Origin of the sequence: Flavobacterium glycines (assembly GCF_900100165.1) — a bacterium.
GTDB lineage: Bacteria > Bacteroidota > Bacteroidia > Flavobacteriales > Flavobacteriaceae > Flavobacterium > Flavobacterium glycines.
On the sequence record NZ_FNEO01000002.1, the window covers coordinates 211,758 to 231,515 of the forward strand.

Here is a 19,758-nt window from a genome sequence, read left to right on the forward strand (position 1 = left end):
TACAATTAACAAATTTAAAATAAACTACCTCGGGGAAGCCCTCTAGAGGTATTAGCTAAATAATAACCGTAGATTCAGAGATTTTTTGAACTCTTTTTTTTAATCTGTGAATCTGTGGCAAAAAAATCGAAGCAGAGCTTCGAGGAATTAAACCTAAAAGAGATTAAAAGACCTATTATCTTTTAGATTAAATTAATAGCCAGTCATACCTTCTCCAAATTTAAAAAACTCATATCCTTTAGCCTCTAAATATCCAGGAACATCTGGTTTTTGATTCTGCGCTGCTTCATCGGTAACAGGGGTGGAAAACGGCATTTTCCCTGTTGGTTTAAATTTCCCAGTAACAATATCCAAAACTGCTTCGGGCGTTGTTCCAAAAGTGGCCATTACGGCTTTTATGTTTCCTGAATCACCTTTATAAATTTCATCAATTGCCCATGGGTTTGTATAATTTACAACCAAAATAGTAGGCTTAGAAGCAATCTGATTTACATACTTTACATCTATGCCATTATTCGCTAAATTCACATGCAGAGGAGAGCCATCAGAAGCAAACATCGATTTTCCTTTTGGTATCAGCCAAAGCAATACCACATCAGCTTTATCCGGGGTACTTACAAATTCTACATCCCAAGTGTTTTTAGCTGTTTTAAAAACAGTAGAAGGCGTATTACCTTTATTTGGCGAATAAACCTCAAAATAAACTTTTACTTTAGGTTTAACCGGAAGGATATTTTCCTCATTTCTTAGCAACACAATAGACTTTCTCATCGCAAGATCTGCTGTTTCTTTAAACGTGGCATTACCTATAATTTGGGTTGCCGCTTCAACGTTGACATAGGGATTTTCGAATAAACCCAAATCCAATTTCTCCAGTAATAATTTATAAACCGACTCATCCATTAAAGCGGTTAATTCAGGATACTTTTTTAGAGTTTCTATTAGTTTACCAGGATCTGCTGTACCTGAAAAAAGATTCACACCTGCTTCTAAGGCTTTTTTATACCTTTCTACAATAGTCAATTTTTCAACTCCCCAAGGCATCATTTCAATAGGTCCTGTATCTGAATTAATAATTCCTTTAAACCCTAATCGTTTACGCAAAACTTCTTGCAAGATTCTTTTATTATAAGCATAAGACACCTCTTCATATTCGGTATTTACAGGATAGGAATAATAAGGCATAATGGATGATGTACCTGCTGCAATGGCGGCTTTGAATGGCATGAGATTATTTTCAAACATTCCTCCTTGAAAAACCTCTCTTTTACCCCATTCAAAATGAGGATCTTGCCCGCCTTCAGTTGCTCCTCCTCCCGGAAAATGCTTTGTTGTTAATGCTATCGAATTGGGATTTACTTTCTTTCCCTGAAACCCGAAAATCACCTCGCTAATCATATCGGCTGCTAATTTTGAATCCTCTCCAAAAGTACCTTCTACCCGTTGCCAACGAGGTTCAGTAGCCAAATCAGCCATATACATATAGCCTTTTCTAATTCCGGCGGCAAGCCATTCCTGCCTGCAAATATTAGCAAACTTTCTCACTAACGGCATGTCTCTCATGGCTGCCAGCCCTAGCTCTCCTGGAAATGTCGTAAAAGGCGTTTCGGAAACATTTAGACCTATGGCTACATCTGTGGAAATATGATTGCGCGTATTAGAAGCTATTAAACCCGGAATTCCCAGACCATCACTTTCGCATAAAGCCTGTAAATTATTTGCCCATTCCGCTAAAATTTTCGGACTAGGATTTGCTCTTAGAATAAAATGTCTTTTGTGAAACTCCTTTACATCTTTAGTCGTTCCAGCCGCTGACATAATTGGGTAGTCTAAATCTTTTCGGGTAAACATATTGGTCGTACTGACCAAATCCTTTTCGTTGAAACCACTAGTTATAGGTTCCGAATTCTCCGGTTTACCAAAAGACCAGTCATTTTCTAAACGCGTCGTACTGATAAGCATAAAACCTGCCTTTTGTTCTAAACTCATTTTAGAAACCAAATCCTTAGCTCTTACTTCATGAGACAAACGCCAATCTTCATAAATATCTAATGTATTGTTTTTGTTAAGATCCTTAAACTGATACCCATCTGTTTCGATAAGTTTTACAGAACGATAACCCAATTCAGCTTGACTATTTTTTCCTCCTTTGTTTTTAGTTGCAACACATGAAGACAGGCTAACTACCGTAGTTAACCCTAACAAAATCATTTTATATAAACTTATGCTGTTTTTCATTTTCTGTCTATAATTACCTTAATCCTCTATTAACTCAACAATATATGGAATTCACTTTCTAAAATCACATAGTATTACTTGGTAAAAATAGACCAAGCAATAAATACTCGTTAATCAAAAACATTCTCTTACTATTCAAAATCAAGAATAAGCATTTTTAAATAAATCCATTGAAGGCTAATTCCAACCAAGCTTTAAAAATAAATTGATTTTTAAAGAATAAAAAACAAACAGCTAATTGTATTAATTCCCTCTCATCAAGTTACAATATTGAATACTACAAGCATACAAACCATGTTTTAAACACTTAAAATGATTGATTTTGATTAATTCTGTCGTTTTAATGATTGTTTTTGTATTTCTTTTTTTGTGAATTTTGTAAAAATAAAATTGATTAATTACCAAATACGTAAAAAATCAAACAATTAATTAGTATATAAATTCATTTTAACCTTATTCTACAAACATGATTTTAGAAATAGCAACTTTTGACATCAAAGAGCAATCACAAACTGCTTTTACAGCTGCTTTTCAAGAGGCAAAATTAGTGGTTTCAAAGTCTAAAGGATTTCTTGGACTGGAATGCCAGCATTGTATCGAAACACCAACAAAATTTGTGGTTTTAATACATTGGGAAACACTTGAAGATCACACTATCGGGTTTAGAGAATCTGATTTATTTGTTCAATGGCGAGCGCTACTATCTCCTCATTTTCAAAATCCTCCTGTTGCTGAACACTTTGAAATTATCACTAAAATATAAATTACATAGCACTAAAAAAAGACATAATGAAAAGAATAATTAAAGAAGGAATTGCTCTATTTGAAGCAGAAACTAACGATAAAAAGGTAAGAGAAATTGTTGAAAACCTTATCGAACAGGTAAAAACAGAGGGCGATAAAGCCTTATTTGAATTGTCTGAAAAATTCGATAAATGGTCACCGGAAAGCTTTCGTCTTTCGGCCAATGCTATTGAAGAAATTATCAACAGCGTTCCTGCACAAGTAATTGAAGACATCAAATTTGCGCAAGCACAAGTTAGAAACTTTGCTCAACATCAAAAAGATTCGATGCGTGATATTGAGGTAGAAACACTACCCGGTGTTTTCTTGGGACATAAAAACGTTCCCGTAAACAGCGTAGGTTGTTACATTCCCGGAGGTCGTTATCCAATGGTAGCCTCGGCACACATGAGTGTTTTAACTGCAAAAGTAGCAGGCGTAAAACGCGTAGTTGCCTGTACACCTCCTATTAACGGAAAAATCCCTGCTGCAACTATCGCTGCAATGGCTATGGCTGGTGCCGATGAAATTTACATTCTTGGCGGAGTTCAGGCTATTGCTGCTATGGCACTTGGAACGGAATCAATTGAAAGCGTAGACATGATTGTAGGCCCTGGAAATTCTTATGTGGCTGAAGCCAAAAGACAATTGTTCGGGAAAATAGGAATCGATTTATTGGCTGGACCAACAGAAACTTTGGTAATTGCCGATGAAACTTCTGATGCAGAAATTTGTGCGGTAGATTTATTGGGACAAGCAGAACACGGCCCAACATCTCCTTCCATTTTATTGACTAATTCAGAAAAATTAGCCTACGAAACCATCGCAGAAATAGAAAGACAACTTAAAGTATTACCTACAGCCGATGTAGCCAGTATTGCCTGGAAAGATTATGGTCAAATTATTTTAGTGGATACAATTGACGAAATGGTAGCCGAAGCGGATCGAATTGCAAGCGAACATGTTCAGGTAATGACTGCCGATCCAAGATACTTCCTTAAAAACATGACCAATTACGGTGCTTTGTTCTTAGGGAAATACACTAATGTAGCTTATGGTGATAAAGTTATCGGAACTAATCATACCTTGCCTACTAAACACGGTGCTAAATATACAGGCGGTTTATGGGTTGGTAAATTTTTAAAAACCTGTTCGTATCAGGAAATCAGAACACCTGAAGCCAGTGCAATGATTGGAGAATACTGCTCCCGTTTGTGCGAAATTGAAAATTTCTACGGACACAAAGAACAAGCTGATATTCGTGTTAGAAGATACGGTTCTAAAGAAGTTGAAGTAAAATAATTTTTTTACCTGTTGGATATAATTAATTTTTGAGGATAATTTTTCGTCAGTTCGAGTGATCCCGCTTTTGGGCGGGATTGTATCGAGAACAAGAAAAATTTCATTAAAAACGATTCTCGATACATTTTTTGTTCCGTTTCACTGCACAAAAAACACTCGAATAGACGTTTTTAATAATTACATCCAACGTTTTTTTCCTCACATTAAAAAAATAAAACGATGCGTAAAACGGTAGTAATAACAGGAGGATCTGGCGAAATCGGTTCGGCAATCAGTCGGAAATTTGCAGAAAACGGATACGACGTAATCATATCTTACAATTCGAATTCAAAAAGAGCTACTGATTTCATAGCCACTTTGCCCGAAGGAAATCACGCTGTTTTTCATGCTCCAACAACGGATTCCGAAAAACTAAAAGCCTTTAGTGAATTTGTTAAAGACCAATACGGAAAGCTGGATGTTTTAGTAAACAATGCCGGAATTACAACTCCCGTTGCTCACGACAATCTCGACGAATTGAGCGATGAATGGATTGACAAAATCATGCAAACCAACTTTAGAGGTTCTTTTGCCATGGTGAGAGCATTTAGAGATTTATTGGAAAAATCTACCGAAGACACGGCACTCATAGTCAATATTTCCTCCATTGCCGGAATTTTCGGCATCGGCAGTAATGTAGCTTATTGTGCCTCAAAAGCGGCTTTGGATTCCATGACCCGTTCATTGGCAAGGGTTTTAGCTCCAAAAATAAGAGTCGTATCTGTATCACCCGGTTTTGTCGAAGGCGAATACACTGTCAATATAGATCCTGCTTTTTTAAAAAGCCAAAAAGACAGCACCCCACTGGGACGATTTGCCCTGGGAGAAGATGTTGCCAATGCCGTTTTATCAACTGCTACTCTGTTAAAATTCTCAACAGGAACAATTATAACAGTGGATGGAGGAAGACTTTTGAAATAAAAAACAAAAAGGAACACAGATGACACAGATTAGACAAATAAAAACAGATTTTTTGTATTTTTTTTCAATATCAATCTGTGATAATCTGCTAAAATCCGTTTTATCTGTGTACTAATTTTATACAATAGTAATTAAATATAAAAAACACAAATCATGAAAATAATTGATCTTTCAGTAACCATATCAGAAGAGATAAAAGAACCGCTACCAACTACAATTGTATACGAAGACCATAAGGAAGGTGCTAAAAAAATGGGAGGAAAACTCTTTGAAGGATTGACCGATGTTTTTATCGAAGACAATGGCCCAGCCGGAGAATTACTTACCGTTACCAGTCATTGCGGGACTCACGTAGATGCTCCTTATCATTATTTCCCTACCTGCGAAGGAAAACCTTCCCGCACGATTGACCAGATGCCTTTAGATTGGTTTTTCCATGACGGTGTGGTCTTGGATTTCACCGACAAACCGGATGGCTATATGTTTGAACCGGAAGATTTGATTGAAAAATTAGCCGCAATCAATTACACCTTGAAACCTTTTGATATTGTTCTTATCCGCTGTGATGCTGACAAACGCATTCACAATGACGATTTTGTACGCATCCATGTGGGCGCTTCCGCAAAAGCAACTCATTGGCTAATAGATCAGGGCATCAAAGTAATGGGAACTGATGGCTGGGGATGGGATATACCGTTACACATTCAGGCAGAAGATTATAGAAACAATCCACGTCAGGGAATCATTTGGCAGGCACATTATGTAGGGATTGAAAAAGAATATTGCCAAATTGAAAAATTAGCAAATCTGGAAGCCTTACCTCCTTTTGGATTTAAAGTAGCTTGTTTTCCTGCAAAAATTAAAGGAGCAAGTGCCGGTTGGACAAGAGCGGTGGCTATAATTGAATAAATTAAAACCATATATTTTTTAAACCATTAAGAAATTAAGCAGCATTTAGATTACTAATAACTTAACCCATTGGGTGTAATTATCAAAAACGTCAGTTCGAGTGTTTTTTGCGTAATAAAATGAAGCAAAAAATGTATCGAGAACCGTTTTTGATGATAAATTTTCTTGTTCTCGATACGATCCCGCCCAAAAGCGGGATCACTCGAACTGACGAAAATTTACAATCAAAACACAATTTCACCAAACGAGTTAACTTAATAAAAATCAACCACTTAATGACTAGTTGAATTAAAATACATTTCTTTGAAAATGTGCCGGGAATCTATATTTAAACATTATGGTTTCTGGTACATTTTTTTTCTACCTCACTTTTCGTTTTGCACGTGCAACAGATAAATTTTGTAAATTTATAATAGTATAGTAATAAAAGTAAAATTTCAAAATGTCTAATAAAGAATACATCCCAACCTTGATTCCATCCGAAATGGATCGTTTTCATGCAGATAGTACCAACTGGACGCCAAATATTTCCAATCCTATTAATCCGGAATACCATATCAACAAATTAGATATTATTGCACAAAAATCTTCTTTTCAGGTATTGCCCCATCGCAAAACTGTACATGATTTTATTTTTTTAAAAAAAGGAAATTCCAAAAGAAGTAAGGGGTTGAATAAATATGAATTTGGTCCTTCATCCATTTTTTTATTACCTGCTTACCAAATCACGCAACACGAAATGATTAGTGACGATGCTGAAGGTTTTTATTGCCATTTTGACGAAAAACTTTTCGAATTTTTGCCTAAAAACTATCTAAGTGAGCAATTTTCGTTTTTTCAATTCCAGTCCAGTCCGGTAATCCAACTATCGGAAGAAACGGTAAACAACATAGAGTTTATTTTGAATAGATTGTTAGAAATTTACAAAACTGGAAATCCCGAAAACAAAAACCTTATTGCTTATCATTTATTAGTGATTTTTGAAGAATTAAAAAAAGAACTTCCATTCCAGGAAAAGAAAACCAAAAACTCTTTTTTTGACATCACAGAGCGTTACAAAAACAAATTAAGTCAACACATTTACAAATACCAAAATATTTCAGATTACGCTAACTTACTGAACATTACACCCAATTATCTCAACAAATGCGTAAAAACATGTACCAATAAAACCGCACAGGATTTACTTAAGGAAATGATTATTCTGGAAGCCAAAACATTATTAAAATATTCCGATTTACACATTTCAGAAATTGCCATCAAACTCTGTGATCAAAATCCAAGCAACTTTGCGCGTTTTTTCAAAAAACAAACGGGACTCACACCAATGGAATACCTCCAAAAGTATTGATTTTGAATACTTATTCCCTTTTTTTGATTCACAAAAATCCACAAATAACACCAAATTTGTATACTACTACTTTTATGAGTAGTTCTCTTTTTGAAGCAAAAATCAAATATTAAAAATTTGTATATGAAAAAAATCACAGGAATTGTTTCCTTATTTTCTTTGATGTTAGCTTGTAACGGAAGTTATGCGCAAGGCACCAACAACTTGTTATGGAACGATTTTAAAAATCCACCTAATTCGGCTAAACCAAGAGTTTGGTGGCATTGGATGAATGGCAATATTTCCAAAGAGGGTATCACTAAAGATTTGGCATGGATGAACCGCATCGGAATTGGTGGTTTTATGAACTTTGATGCAGCCATGATGACTCCGCAAATTGTATCCAAAAGATTGTCCTATATGGATCCGGAATGGAAAGACGCATTCAAACTTACTACTAAATTAGCCGATTCATTGCGTTTGGAAATGGCTATTGCCGGTTCTCCGGGCTGGAGCGAAAGTGGTGGTCCCTGGGTTTCTGCCAAAGATGGTATGAAAAAATTAGTTTGGAACAAAGTCATTGTAAAAGGTGGACAAAAATTCTCAGGAGCTTTACCTAGTGCTATAAAAACCACAGGAAACTTTCAAAATATCCCGTTTTTTGATGCACTATCTGATGGCTCTCATTCAGCAACTCCTCCGGAATATTATCAGGATATTGCGGTTATGGCTTATAAATTACCCAAAACAGATAAAACATTAACCGAACTAAAAGCTAAAATCACTTCCAGTGGCGGTAATTTTAATGTCACACAACTGACCGATGGAAATCTTGCTGCTACTAATCTTTTACCGGCAACTACTAATGGAGAAAATGCCTGGATTCAATTTTCTTTTGACAAACCACAAACCATCAAAGCCGTAACGGTTGTAGGCGGTGGCGATAAAGGTCCTTTTGGAATGTTTGGAGAAAAGGCGGACACACGCAGTATTGAATCCAGTGATGATGGCGTACATTTCAAGCAAATTTCATTTATTCCTGCAGGAGCGGTTTTACAACAAACCATCACCATTCCTGCCACTACGGCTAAATATTTCAGAGTTACTTTCAAAAATCCGCCACCTCCGTTTAGCCTTGCTGCTATGATGGGACAAGACACAGGCGCACCAAAAGCTTCTCCGGGAACAGAAATTGCCGAAATAGTATTACACACCGAAACCCGAATTGATCGATTTGAAGAAAAAGCAGCCTTTGCTCCTTCGGGCAATATTAATTTAAAAGGAACACCAAATACAACCGAAGGAATTGCACTAACAGATGTAATTGATTTGACGGATAAAATAAACAAAGACGGAATTTTAAATTGGTCAGTACCAAAAGGCAATTGGACTATTGTACGCTTTGGATATTCTTTAATTGGGGTTACTAACCATCCTGCATCACCCGAAGCAACAGGATTAGAAGTCGATAAATTAGACCCTGTAGCAGTAAGAGCTTATTTTGAAAACTATCTGGATCAATACAAAAGTGCCACTGCCGGATTAATGGGCAACAAAGGTGGTTTACAATATGTAGTAACCGATAGCTGGGAAGCCGGAGCACAAAACTGGACTGCTAATTTACCGACTGAATTTGCTAAAAGACGAGGTTACAGTTTACTGCCATGGATGCCCGTATTAACCGGACATATTATAAAAAGTTCTGAAGACAGCGAACAATTTTTATGGGATTTCCGTAAAACCATAAGCGAATTAACAGCTGAAAATCATTATGACAACTTAACTAAAATTCTTGACGAACACGGTATGAAACGTTACTCAGAATCGCATGAAAACGGTCGTACAATAATTGGTGACGGTATGGAGGTAAAACGCACAGCTGCCGTTCCTATGTCGGCGATGTGGACTCCGGGAGGATTGTCCGGTGGCTATGTTTTACACGAAGCGGACATTCGTGAATCGGCTTCAGTTGCTCATATTTACGGACAAAATTTAGTAGCTGCCGAATCATTGACCGCTATGGGAAATTCATTCGCTTATTCGCCGGAAATCCTGAAACCTACAGCCGATATGGAATTAGCGAGTGGTTTGAACCGTTTTGTAATTCACACTTCGGTACACCAGCCTTCGGATGACAAATTCCCGGGATTAGGACTAGGACCTTTCGGACAATGGTTTACCCGTCATGAAACCTGGGCTGAACAGGCTAAATCCTGGACTGATTATCTGGCAAGAAGTTCGTATTTGTTACAACAGGGAAAATTTGTAGCCGATGTAATTTATTATTACGGAGAAGACAACAACATCACTTCTCTTTTTATGAAAAAATTGCCGGAAGTTCCTGAAGGTTACAATTATGATTTTGTCAATGCCGATGCTTTAATCAATGTGCTTTCTGTTTCGAATGGGCAAATTGTAACTCCAAGCGGAATGCAGTATAAAATTTTAGCTTTAGACAAAAACAGTCAGCAAATGACTTTAAAAGTGGCTAAAAAAATAAAAGAATTGGTTGAAGCGGGCGCTACTGTAGTTGGTCCAAAACCAATTGACACTCCAAGTTTAGGCGATGATAAAGCTGAATTCAATTCGATTATAAATGAATTGTGGGGAACTGAAAACACGGTTAAAACTATTGGAAAAGGAAAAGTGTACACCGGACAAAGTATTCAGGAAGTATTGAACAAATCGAATATCACTCCAGATTTTGAATACACAAAACCACAGCCTGATACTAAATTACTCTACGTTCACCGCTCATTACCGGAACAGGAAATTTATTGGGTTAACAATAGAAACAACAGAGTTGAAAATCTGGAAGCAAATTTTAGAGTTACCGGAAAATCAGTTCAAATTTGGCATCCGGAAACCGGAAAAACAGAAGATGCTTCTTATTCGTTTGCCAATGGAACTACAAAAGTTGCCCTGCATTTAGAACCAAATGACGCCGTATTTGTAATCTTTGGCGAGGATACAACCCAAAACACTAAAACAATTGCTGCTCCAACAGAAACCAAGATTGCAACAATTGACGGAAATTGGAATTTGAGTTTTCAAAAAGAACGCGGCGCACCAGATGCTATTACCATTGATAAATTAGCTTCTTGGACTGAAAATACTAACGAAGGTGTTAAATATTTTTCAGGAACAGCAACTTATACTAAAACCATCGAAGCTCCTAAAAACTGGTTCAAAAAAGGAACTCAGTTATGGATTGATTTAGGAGAAGTAAAAAACCTGGCCGAAGTAATTTTGAACGGAAAATCACTGGGAGTGGTTTGGAAAAAACCATTTAGAGTGAACGTTAGCGAAGTTTTAAAACCGGGTAAAAACACCTTAGAAATCAAAGTAACTAATCTTTGGGTTAACCGACTTATTGGTGATGAACAAGCCAATGCTAAAAAAATAACCTATACCACCATGCCTTTTTACAAAGCCACTTCTCCTCTACTGCCTTCCGGTTTATTAAGTGAAGTAACTATTTTATCCCTAAAATAGCCCACATAAAAATAGTTTTTAGTTTTTGTTTAAAAAAGGGTGAATCCAAATTTCAGGATTCACCTTTTTTTGTGCTATTTCGGTGTTATTTTTTAACAAAAAAAGACCTAACTTTAATATAGATTATATCTATTTAGCCAAATCTCACCTACTACAAAGAAAATTTCGTTTAGAAGAGAATTTATTTTGAATAGCTTATCAAAACACGGTTAAAGCGAAAAACATTTCATAAATACAGCAACTCATAACTTTTAATATTTTTCTAAGCAGAAGGAAAAACATAAAGAAAAAAACTAAACATAATCATTTAAAATACAGTAATATATATTCAAAAAAAGGACAAACTAATCTAAGTAAATCATTTTGACAGAATTCGTTTTTGAGTGTACTTTCTAATCAATATTAAAATAAAATACAAAACTCAGGATGCGATTAAAAAAACGATTGATTTTTCTGCTTTTTTAAGAAAAAGTATTGATTTTGAATAGTTGTGGCCTTTTTTTGATTCACTAAAGCTGTTTTTAATTCCCAACTTTGTCTTGTAATAATTACGATATACCTATTTAATCAAACCAAAAAAAACTAATCTAATTAAAAAAAGTGCAATTTTATGAAAACATCACAATTCATTAGGATCCTAATCCTGACTATCAGCACCAGTTTCTTTAGCTTAAGCATTTATGCTCAGGAAGGAAAAATCCAAGGAAAAGTATCCGATTCAGGTGGAATAGGATTAGCAGGAACTTCCGTAATTATTGAAGGAACAAATAAAGCTCAGAATACTGATTTTGATGGAAACTTTACTTTAACTGGAATAAAAAACGGAACCTACCAAATTATAGTTTCGTTCATGGGTTTTAAAACACAAAAAGTTAGTGTAAAAGTACCACAATCAGCACCATTAAACATTAAATTAATTGACGATCAGGCAGTACTGGATGAAGTAGTAGTAACCGGAGTTTTTGACAAACGTACTAAAATGCAATCCTCTGTAGCTATTTCTACAATGAATGCAAAACAAATTGAAAGAACTGCTGCTACCAGTGCGGGTGATTTATTAAAAAACGTACCGGGTGTTTATGTAAACCAAGCCAGAGGTGAAGTAATGAATACCGTATATTCAAGAGGAATTTCGGCTGGATCCGTTGAAAATGCTAATGGATATTATTACGTTTCCATGCAGGAAGATGGTTTACCGGTTACTAACCTGAATTTAAATGTGGATTATTACCTGAGAGCCGATGCAGGAACAGCAAGAGTAGAAGCCGTAAGAGGAGGAACTGCCTCTATTTTAGGAGCTAATGCTCCGGGAGGTATCTTTAATTATGTATCTAAAGAAGGAGGAAAAACTTTTGGTGGAGAAATCAGAACCAAATTTGGATTAGAAGGAAACCTAAAAAACCCTTATTACAGAACCGATCTTAACTTAGGTGGAGCTATGAACCAATCAGAATCATTAACTTATAATGTAAGTGGTTTTTACAGAGAATCTGACGGAGCAAGAGCTTTGGGGTACCCAATGAATAATGGTGGGCAAATCAGAGCCAATATTATGAACAAATACAAAACAGGAAGCGTAAAAATATCTGCTAAAGTATTAGATGATAAAAATGCTACTGCCGAATTTACACCAACAGTTGGATGGAATGATCCAAAAATTCCTGCCGGTTTTTCAGCTACTGATTCCTACTATCTTCCTAAATTAACAATGCAAATCCCTATCAATGATACGGATACAAGAACATTTAATTCTGAAGACAAATCGCATTCAAGACAAAAATCAGTAAGTATTAACTGGAATCAGGATCTTGGTGCAGGATTTAAATTAAAAAATGATTTCCGTTTACAAAAAATGAAATATGATAGCAATTCACCTGCTGTTGTTACTCCATTTGCCACAGATAATTTATTATTTTATGCTATCGGACACACCTTAGGAAAATTTGGTACTTATACTTTTACGGATCGTGTAAATGGTCAGGTTTTAGGAACAGTTACCCAATCTCCTAATATCATCAACGGAAACTTTGCAGGATTTAATTTTACTCCGGGTCCAAATAATAATTTCCCTGGCAGCAATGTACAAGCCAACTCTTTATTCTTTTTGCCTCTTTTCTACACTGAACGTAAAACGAATGAGTTCATGGATAATTTCAGCATCAGCAAAAAAGTGAAAAACATGAATTTCATTTTGGGTGGTTTTTATGCAAATTCTCAGATGAGCAGAATTGGAGGATCTCAGGATTTTGGTTTTGCTGTAGGAACTATGGAAAACAAACCTCATTTAGTAGATATTACTTTAGCTGGATTTGATGGAAAAACCTATCAAGTAACTGATCCTAACGGAGTACAGCTTCCGGGAAGTGCAGGAGCAAGCTCTGCATCATTCAGACAAATACAATCTGCTGCCTACTTTGGACACGAATGGAATATTTCTGATAAATTAATTTTTGATTGGGGTATTCGTTATGAATCATTACGTGCTTATGGTTATAATTCACAACCTGTAGCCAATGCTGAATCAGCAGGTCTTGACAACAATCCATTGACTATATATGACAATTTTGGAGGAACAGCAGGCCCACGTTTAAATGTAGACAAAACAGTGAATACCGTTTCATTTTCAGGGGGGGTAAACTATAAACTGGCTGATGACCAAGCTGTGTATGTTCGTTATTCTAATGGAAAAAAATCTCCAGATATTAATTTTTATTTAGCTCAAACATCTCAATTTCTGATTGACAACTCTAAACCAAATGCTCAAAAAATAGAACAATTTGAAGTAGGATATAAAATAAGTACTCCTAAACTTAAAGTATTTGCAACTCCTTTTTACAGCACATTGAGTAATGTGTCTACAACACAAACGTTCTTAAATACCGACGGAACCTATTACAACCCTGGTAACCAATTCAATGCATATAGAACTTATGGTCTTGAACTAGAAACCAACTATTCTTTTACTGATCAATTGGCTTTAAAAGTGGGGGCTACAATACAAAATTCTAAAGCAACAACTTATAAAACATGGATTGCGAATGCCAGCGGACCTAGTGATGACGTACTACAGGATTTATCAGGAAACGAAACGGATAATAATGCTAAATTAATCTTTAACATTAGTCCAAGCTATAATATAAACAAATTCTACAGTTCTTTAAACCTTAGTTATATGGGGGCCAGACAGGCTAATGTGCAAAACGCATTCAAGTTACCTGCATTCACAACAGTAGACTTAGCGATGGGCTATGATTTCAGCAAAAAATTCGGACTTCAGGCCAACGTAAATAATATTTTGAATACTTATGGAGTAATGGGGTGGTCCGGTACAGGAGGTTTCCCTGCTGCCTTAGACCGTCAATCAGTTACAAAAGAGTTTGTAGCAGCTAATCCTAATGCAGCTTATTCTACTCAGGGAAGTATGCCTAGAGCATTTTTCTTAACTGCATCTTATAAATTCTAATTAAATAATTTAATCCCCCTTTTTTTGAAGGGGGATTTATTCTTTTCTAATTATGAAAAACAAATTCTTCACTTACGAAAACGGAATGGTAAGCCTAATGGCTTTAGTATTTGGTTGTCTTTTTTTCGATCGTTTAGCACTTAATTTCCTGATGCCTTATATAGCAAAAGACCTGTTATTGAATGACACCCAAATAGGATTACTAGCTGGGTCTCTTTCATTAGCCTGGGCTTTTTCAAGTTATTTTACAGTGGCATGGGCAGAAGTCAAAAACCGAAAAAAACTGGTATTTCTGGTGGCCGTAATCACTTTTTCGCTGTGTTCTTTCGGTTCCGGAATTGCTCTTTCCTTTGCAACCTTATTTTTAGCCCGATTCATCATGGGATTTTCCGAAGGAGCTGTTATTCCGCTGGCGCAAAATTTTGTAGAAAGAGAATCCTCTCCAAATCGTTTGGGACTGAATGCCGGAATTCTGCAAGGTGTGGGTTCGGCGCTTTTCGGATCTATCCTTGCCCCTGTTATTTTAATAGCTATTGCTGAAAACATCGGATGGAGAAAAGCTTTTTTTGTGGCTGGAATTCCTGGGATTATTTTAGCATTACTATCCTGGCGTTATATCAAAAAATCAACGGCTGAGAGCACTGAAAAAAAAGCCGATACTACTGTAAATTTCACCGAACTTTTGCAATACAACAACATCAAATGGGGAATTCCTTTGGCCTGTTGCGCCTTTGGATGGTGGTTTGCCACGCTTCCTTTTATTTCTAAATATTTTATCGAGGCACAAAACATGAGTCCCGATGAAATGGGAAAAACAATGGGAATTTTAGGTCTATCCGGTTTAATCGGTTCGATAATTGTTCCGGGGCTTTCGGATAAATTTGGGCGCAAACCCATACTGTTTATTTTTATGGCTTTAGGAACTTTATATCCTTTCGCAGTCTTCTTTTTAAAAGACACTATCATTCAGCTACCTTTAATGTTTATCAGCTATTTTGCTGTGGGCTGTGTGGCAATGGCAGCGGCTGTTCTTCCTTCAGAAGCGGCACCAGTTCATTTAAAGGCCAAAGCCATGGGACTGGTAATGGGAATTGGAGAAATTGTAGGTGGTGTTATTATTCCGGCAATAGCAGGTATACTGTCTGATAAAACAGATCCATCTGCCTTTTTATGGGTTGCTGCTGTAATGGCTGCATTAGGTTTGTTTTTTGTTTCTAAATTACTGGAAAGCAACAAAATCGTTAGCAAAAACAAAGCCTTCGTTGAAGTCGAAGCGGCTCTATAACTTTTTCAAATTATAAAAAAAATAATCAAAAAATAAACCAAATGACTAGACGTATCTCCATTCTTTTGATTGCAATAGTAAGCATTATGGGCTGTAAAGAAAAAACAACAGCTCAAGAACAAAAACCTTTTTTATGGGGAGTAGCCTCTGCTGCCTATCAGGTGGAAGGTGCTTACCAAGCTGATGGAAAAGGCGAATCGAAATGGGATTTTTTGACTAATAAAGTTGGGGTTACTCAATTTATAATTGGACAAAAACAAACAGGAAACGTAGCTATCAACATGTACGATAGAACACAATATCTGAAAGATATCCAATTGATGAAAGAATTAGGGGTTAACTCCTATCGTTTTTCATTAGACTGGAGCCGTATCATTCCTGATGGCATTGGTGCTGTGAACGAAAAAGCATTAGCCCACTATGACGTTCTGATTGATGATTTAAAAGCGGCCGGAATAGAACCTGTAGTTACCCTTTATCATTTTGATTATCCTTTTGCTCTGGTACAAAAAGGAGGTTGGGGAAATCCGGAAATGATCAATTGGTATAAAAATTATGCTCAGATTGTTTTCAAACGTTATGGTAAAAAAGTAAAACATTTTATCACGTTCAACGAACCTTATATCGAATTCTTTGTTGCGGAATTCCTTATGAACATGGAACAAAGTAAGGAACCGGCTGTTACCCGCTTTGCCAGAGGAATGATGAAAGCACACAGAGAACTTGTGGCCAGTGCCGAGGTAATCAAAATGTACCACAAAATGAATTTGGGCGGTAAAATAGGTATGACGTTCAATTTTTCTCCTTGTTCCCCACTCGATCCTAACAATCCTAAAGATGTACAGGCGTCGGCATTACAGGAAAAATTATTAAATACGGTTTTCCTTGATGGCTATTTCAAAGGTACTTATCCAAAAGAAGTGGTCGATCTTTTCACCAAATATGATCCGGCATTCCAGCCAGCAGCTGACGACATGAAAATTCTGGCTGCCAACAAACCCGACTTTTTAGGAATTAATTTTTATGCCCCTGCCCTGGTAAAATACGATCCTTCTGAACCGTTTGAAATGAAATGGATGGATATCAATACAGACAAAATTAAATCCCATAACGGACCTGTAAGACCGGAAGAACTGTATAAATTCCTTGTAAAAATTAAAAAAGAATACAACAATCCTGAAATTATGATTACCGAAAACGGAGCCGGTTTTGAAGGAGAAGACATCAAAGCAACTCCAATCGTTAAAGACCCTCTAAGAGCGGATTATATCAAACGCCATGTTGAAGCAGTAGATAAGGCTAAAAAAGAAGGCGTTAAAATGATTGGTTATTTCCCTTGGAGTGGTTGGGATAATTTCGAATGGGTTTTTGGCTACACTAAACGCTTCGGATTAATCTATGTTGATTTTGAAACTCAGGAACGCATCCCAAAGCAAAGCTTTTATGAATATCAAAAAATAATTAAACAGCATAAAAAGCAGTAATTATTTACCTAAATACAAACCCTAATTTTTGAAGTATCAATTGGATATTATTCGCTTTTAAATAATATCCAATACACTTAGGCTACCTATAAGTGTTTAAAATCCAGGAATCTTAAAAATAGGCTCAATGGACTTAGACTTCTTAAATAGGTTAGATTTTCACATCATTAAACTTAGCTTATCTAATATCATTCTCATGAAAAAATGTCTCCTTTTTATATGCTTACCTTTCTTTAGTCTGAGTGTTGCTGCTCAAACTAAAGAACCGCTACAATTAAACAAAACGAACATAAAGCAAGTCGTAAAAGCTTTGACTCTTGATGAAAAAGTAAAATTAGTTGTGGGCATGGGTATGCATATTCCGGGAGCTTCGGCAGGTTTATTACCGCCTAATGATCCTGAAGACGACAAAATAACACCAAAAGTTCCGGGGACATCAGGCAGAACGCACGCCATAGACCGTTTAGGAATTCCCAGTCTTACCTTATCAGACGGACCTGCCGGAATTCATTTTATGGATTTAACAGCTGCAAAACCAAAATACGCCACAGCCATTCCAATAGGTACTTTATTAGCCAGCACCTGGGACACTATCATGACAAAAAAAGCGGGCGAAATATTAGGTCGTGAGGCTAAAGATTATGGAATTGATATTGTATTGACTCCTGCTTTTAACATTCAGAGAAATCCTTTGGGAGGTAGAAATTTTGAGTACTATTCTGAAGATCCTTTTCTTTCCGGAACTATTGCTGCTGCGGTTACTAATGGAATTCAAAAATACGGTATTGGCGTTTCGGTAAAACATTTTGCTGCCAATAATACCGAAACCAACAGAATGAAACTGAACACAATTGTAAGTGAACGTGCTTTAAGAGAAATATACCTAAAAGGCTTTGAAATAGCTGTCAAAAAATCAAATCCATGGACATTGATGACTTCATACAATCTGATAAATGGAACTTATACATCCGAAAGCAAAAACTTGCTAACCGATATTTTGCGTAAAGAATGGGGTTTTAAAGGTCTGGTAATGAGTGATTGGTTTGCTGGTCAAAATGCAGCAACTTCACTAAAAGCCGGTAATGATTTACAAATGCCGGGAAGACCGGATCAGGTACAAACTATTATTAATGCGGTAAAAAATGGCTCGCTTGCTATGAGTGATTTAGACGAAAGTGTGGAACGCTTTTTAAATCTTGTTGTAAAAACAGGTACTTTCAACAATGTTCCTTATTCTAATAAGCCTGACTTAAAAGGGAATGCTGCTGTTTCCAGAACAGTCGCTTCCGAAGGAATGGTTTTATTAAAAAATGATCATGCTTTACCATTATCAAAATCAAGTACTGTAGCCTTATTTGGTAACGCATCTTATGACATCATTGCGGGAGGAACCGGCAGTGGCGATGTGGTAAAAAAATATACTGTTTCTCTTGACGAAGGTTTAGTAAATTCCGGATTCAAACTGCAACAAAACAACAAATCAGCTTATGAAAATTATATAAAATCAGAAAAAGCAAAGAAACCGGCTCCATCCTTTATGGACGTTTTTAATCCTTTTGTGATTAAAGAAATGGAAGTTAAAAATGAGATAATTACAGCATCGGCAGCTAATTCAGACGTGGCAATTATCACTATTGGCAGAATCTCCGGCGAATCGAAAGACCGTAAAGTAGCCGATGATTTTAATTTAACGGATGCTGAAAAACAAACGCTTAAAACACTTTCTGAATCTTTCCATGCTAAAAACAAAAAAGTTATTGTAGTGATTAATGCCGGCGGTGTTATTGAAACGGCAAGTTGGAATCAATGGGCTGATGCCATTTTAATGGCCTGGCAACCGGGTATGGAAGGCGGAAATGCCATAGCCGATATCCTATCAGGAAAAGTAAATCCGTCAGGAAAATTAACGACCAGCTTTCCAGTTTCATATATAGATGTTCCCTCTTCTAAAAATTTTCCAGGAAAACAATTGCCGCTTAAGGAAGGCGAAATACTGGATCCTGTAATGCCTACTTATCCTGCTGAAATAACTTATGATGATGACATTTATGTGGGTTATCGTCATTTTAATACCAATAATATCAAAACTGCTTATGAATTTGGATTTGGTTTAAGCTATACCCAATTTGAATACAGCGACATTAAACTGAGCTCTTCTGAATTTAAAGATAAAATTACGGCTACCATTACCATCAAAAACACTGGAAAAACTGCTGGTAAAGAAGTTGTTCAATTATACTTAAACGCTCCATCAGTAAAATTGAAAAAGCCTTCAGAAGAACTGAAAGGATTTGCAAAAACTAAATTATTGCAAGCCGGAGAATCGCAAACAATTAGTTTCACACTGACTCCTGGGGAACTGGCATCTTATGATTCAAATATTTCATCCTGGATTGCCGAAGCAGGAAACTATACTATTCAAATTGGAGCTTCTTCATTGAACATTAAAAAAACAAAACAATTCCATCTTGCAAAAGATTTGGTCGTTAAATAAATGATTTTCGAACAT

Annotated in this window: 11 protein-coding genes; 10 read left to right on the forward strand and 1 reads right to left on the reverse strand. The window is 36.3% G+C overall.

All coding sequences use genetic code 11. From position 1 onward, the window contains the following. Window positions 1-192: 192 nt before the first annotated feature. On the reverse strand, window positions 193-2,238 hold the full coding sequence (locus tag BLR17_RS09335; RefSeq protein ID WP_066329744.1) for a glycoside hydrolase family 3 protein: 2,046 nt from the start codon (window positions 2,236-2,238) through the stop codon (window positions 193-195). A gap of 466 nt (window positions 2,239-2,704) precedes the next feature. Between BLR17_RS09335 and BLR17_RS09340 the strand changes: the two genes are divergently transcribed. From BLR17_RS09340 to BLR17_RS09385, 10 genes are all read left to right on the forward strand, one after another. Beyond that, a complete protein-coding gene (locus BLR17_RS09340; protein ID WP_066329742.1) occupies window positions 2,705-3,001 on the forward strand; it encodes an antibiotic biosynthesis monooxygenase family protein in 297 nt (98 codons plus the stop codon). A gap of 26 nt (window positions 3,002-3,027) precedes the next feature. Then, window positions 3,028-4,323, forward strand: a complete 1,296-nt coding sequence (gene hisD, locus BLR17_RS09345) for a histidinol dehydrogenase (protein ID WP_066329740.1) — start codon at window positions 3,028-3,030, stop codon at window positions 4,321-4,323. A gap of 219 nt (window positions 4,324-4,542) precedes the next feature. After that, entirely contained in the window at window positions 4,543-5,283 is a 741-nt protein-coding gene (locus tag BLR17_RS09350) for an SDR family NAD(P)-dependent oxidoreductase (RefSeq protein ID WP_066329739.1), read from the forward strand. A gap of 153 nt (window positions 5,284-5,436) precedes the next feature. Further along, window positions 5,437-6,192, forward strand: a complete 756-nt coding sequence (locus tag BLR17_RS09355) for a cyclase family protein (RefSeq protein WP_066329737.1) — start codon at window positions 5,437-5,439, stop codon at window positions 6,190-6,192. A 442-nt stretch (window positions 6,193-6,634) separates the two neighbouring features. Further along, a complete protein-coding gene (locus tag BLR17_RS09360) occupies window positions 6,635-7,543 on the forward strand; it encodes a helix-turn-helix domain-containing protein (protein WP_066329736.1) in 909 nt (302 codons plus the stop codon). A gap of 123 nt (window positions 7,544-7,666) precedes the next feature. Then, window positions 7,667-11,017 (forward strand): glycosyl hydrolase, encoded by a 3,351-nt coding sequence (locus BLR17_RS09365; RefSeq protein WP_066329965.1) that lies wholly within the window; start codon window positions 7,667-7,669, stop codon window positions 11,015-11,017. A 610-nt stretch (window positions 11,018-11,627) separates the two neighbouring features. Further along, window positions 11,628-14,480: a TonB-dependent receptor gene (locus tag BLR17_RS09370; RefSeq protein ID WP_066329735.1), complete on the forward strand. Its 2,853-nt coding sequence runs from the start codon at window positions 11,628-11,630 to the stop codon at window positions 14,478-14,480. A gap of 52 nt (window positions 14,481-14,532) precedes the next feature. Further along, a complete protein-coding gene (locus BLR17_RS09375) occupies window positions 14,533-15,765 on the forward strand; it encodes an MFS transporter (protein ID WP_066329732.1) in 1,233 nt (410 codons plus the stop codon). Window positions 15,766-15,806: 41 nt separating this feature from the next. Next, complete coding sequence (locus BLR17_RS09380) at window positions 15,807-17,249, forward strand: glycoside hydrolase family 1 protein (RefSeq protein WP_217635895.1); 1,443 nt, start codon at window positions 15,807-15,809, stop codon at window positions 17,247-17,249. Between the two features lie 196 nt (window positions 17,250-17,445). Then, window positions 17,446-19,743, forward strand: coding sequence for a glycoside hydrolase family 3 C-terminal domain-containing protein (locus tag BLR17_RS09385; protein ID WP_066329728.1), 2,298 nt, complete (start codon window positions 17,446-17,448; stop codon window positions 19,741-19,743). Window positions 19,744-19,758: the final 15 nt, after the last annotated feature.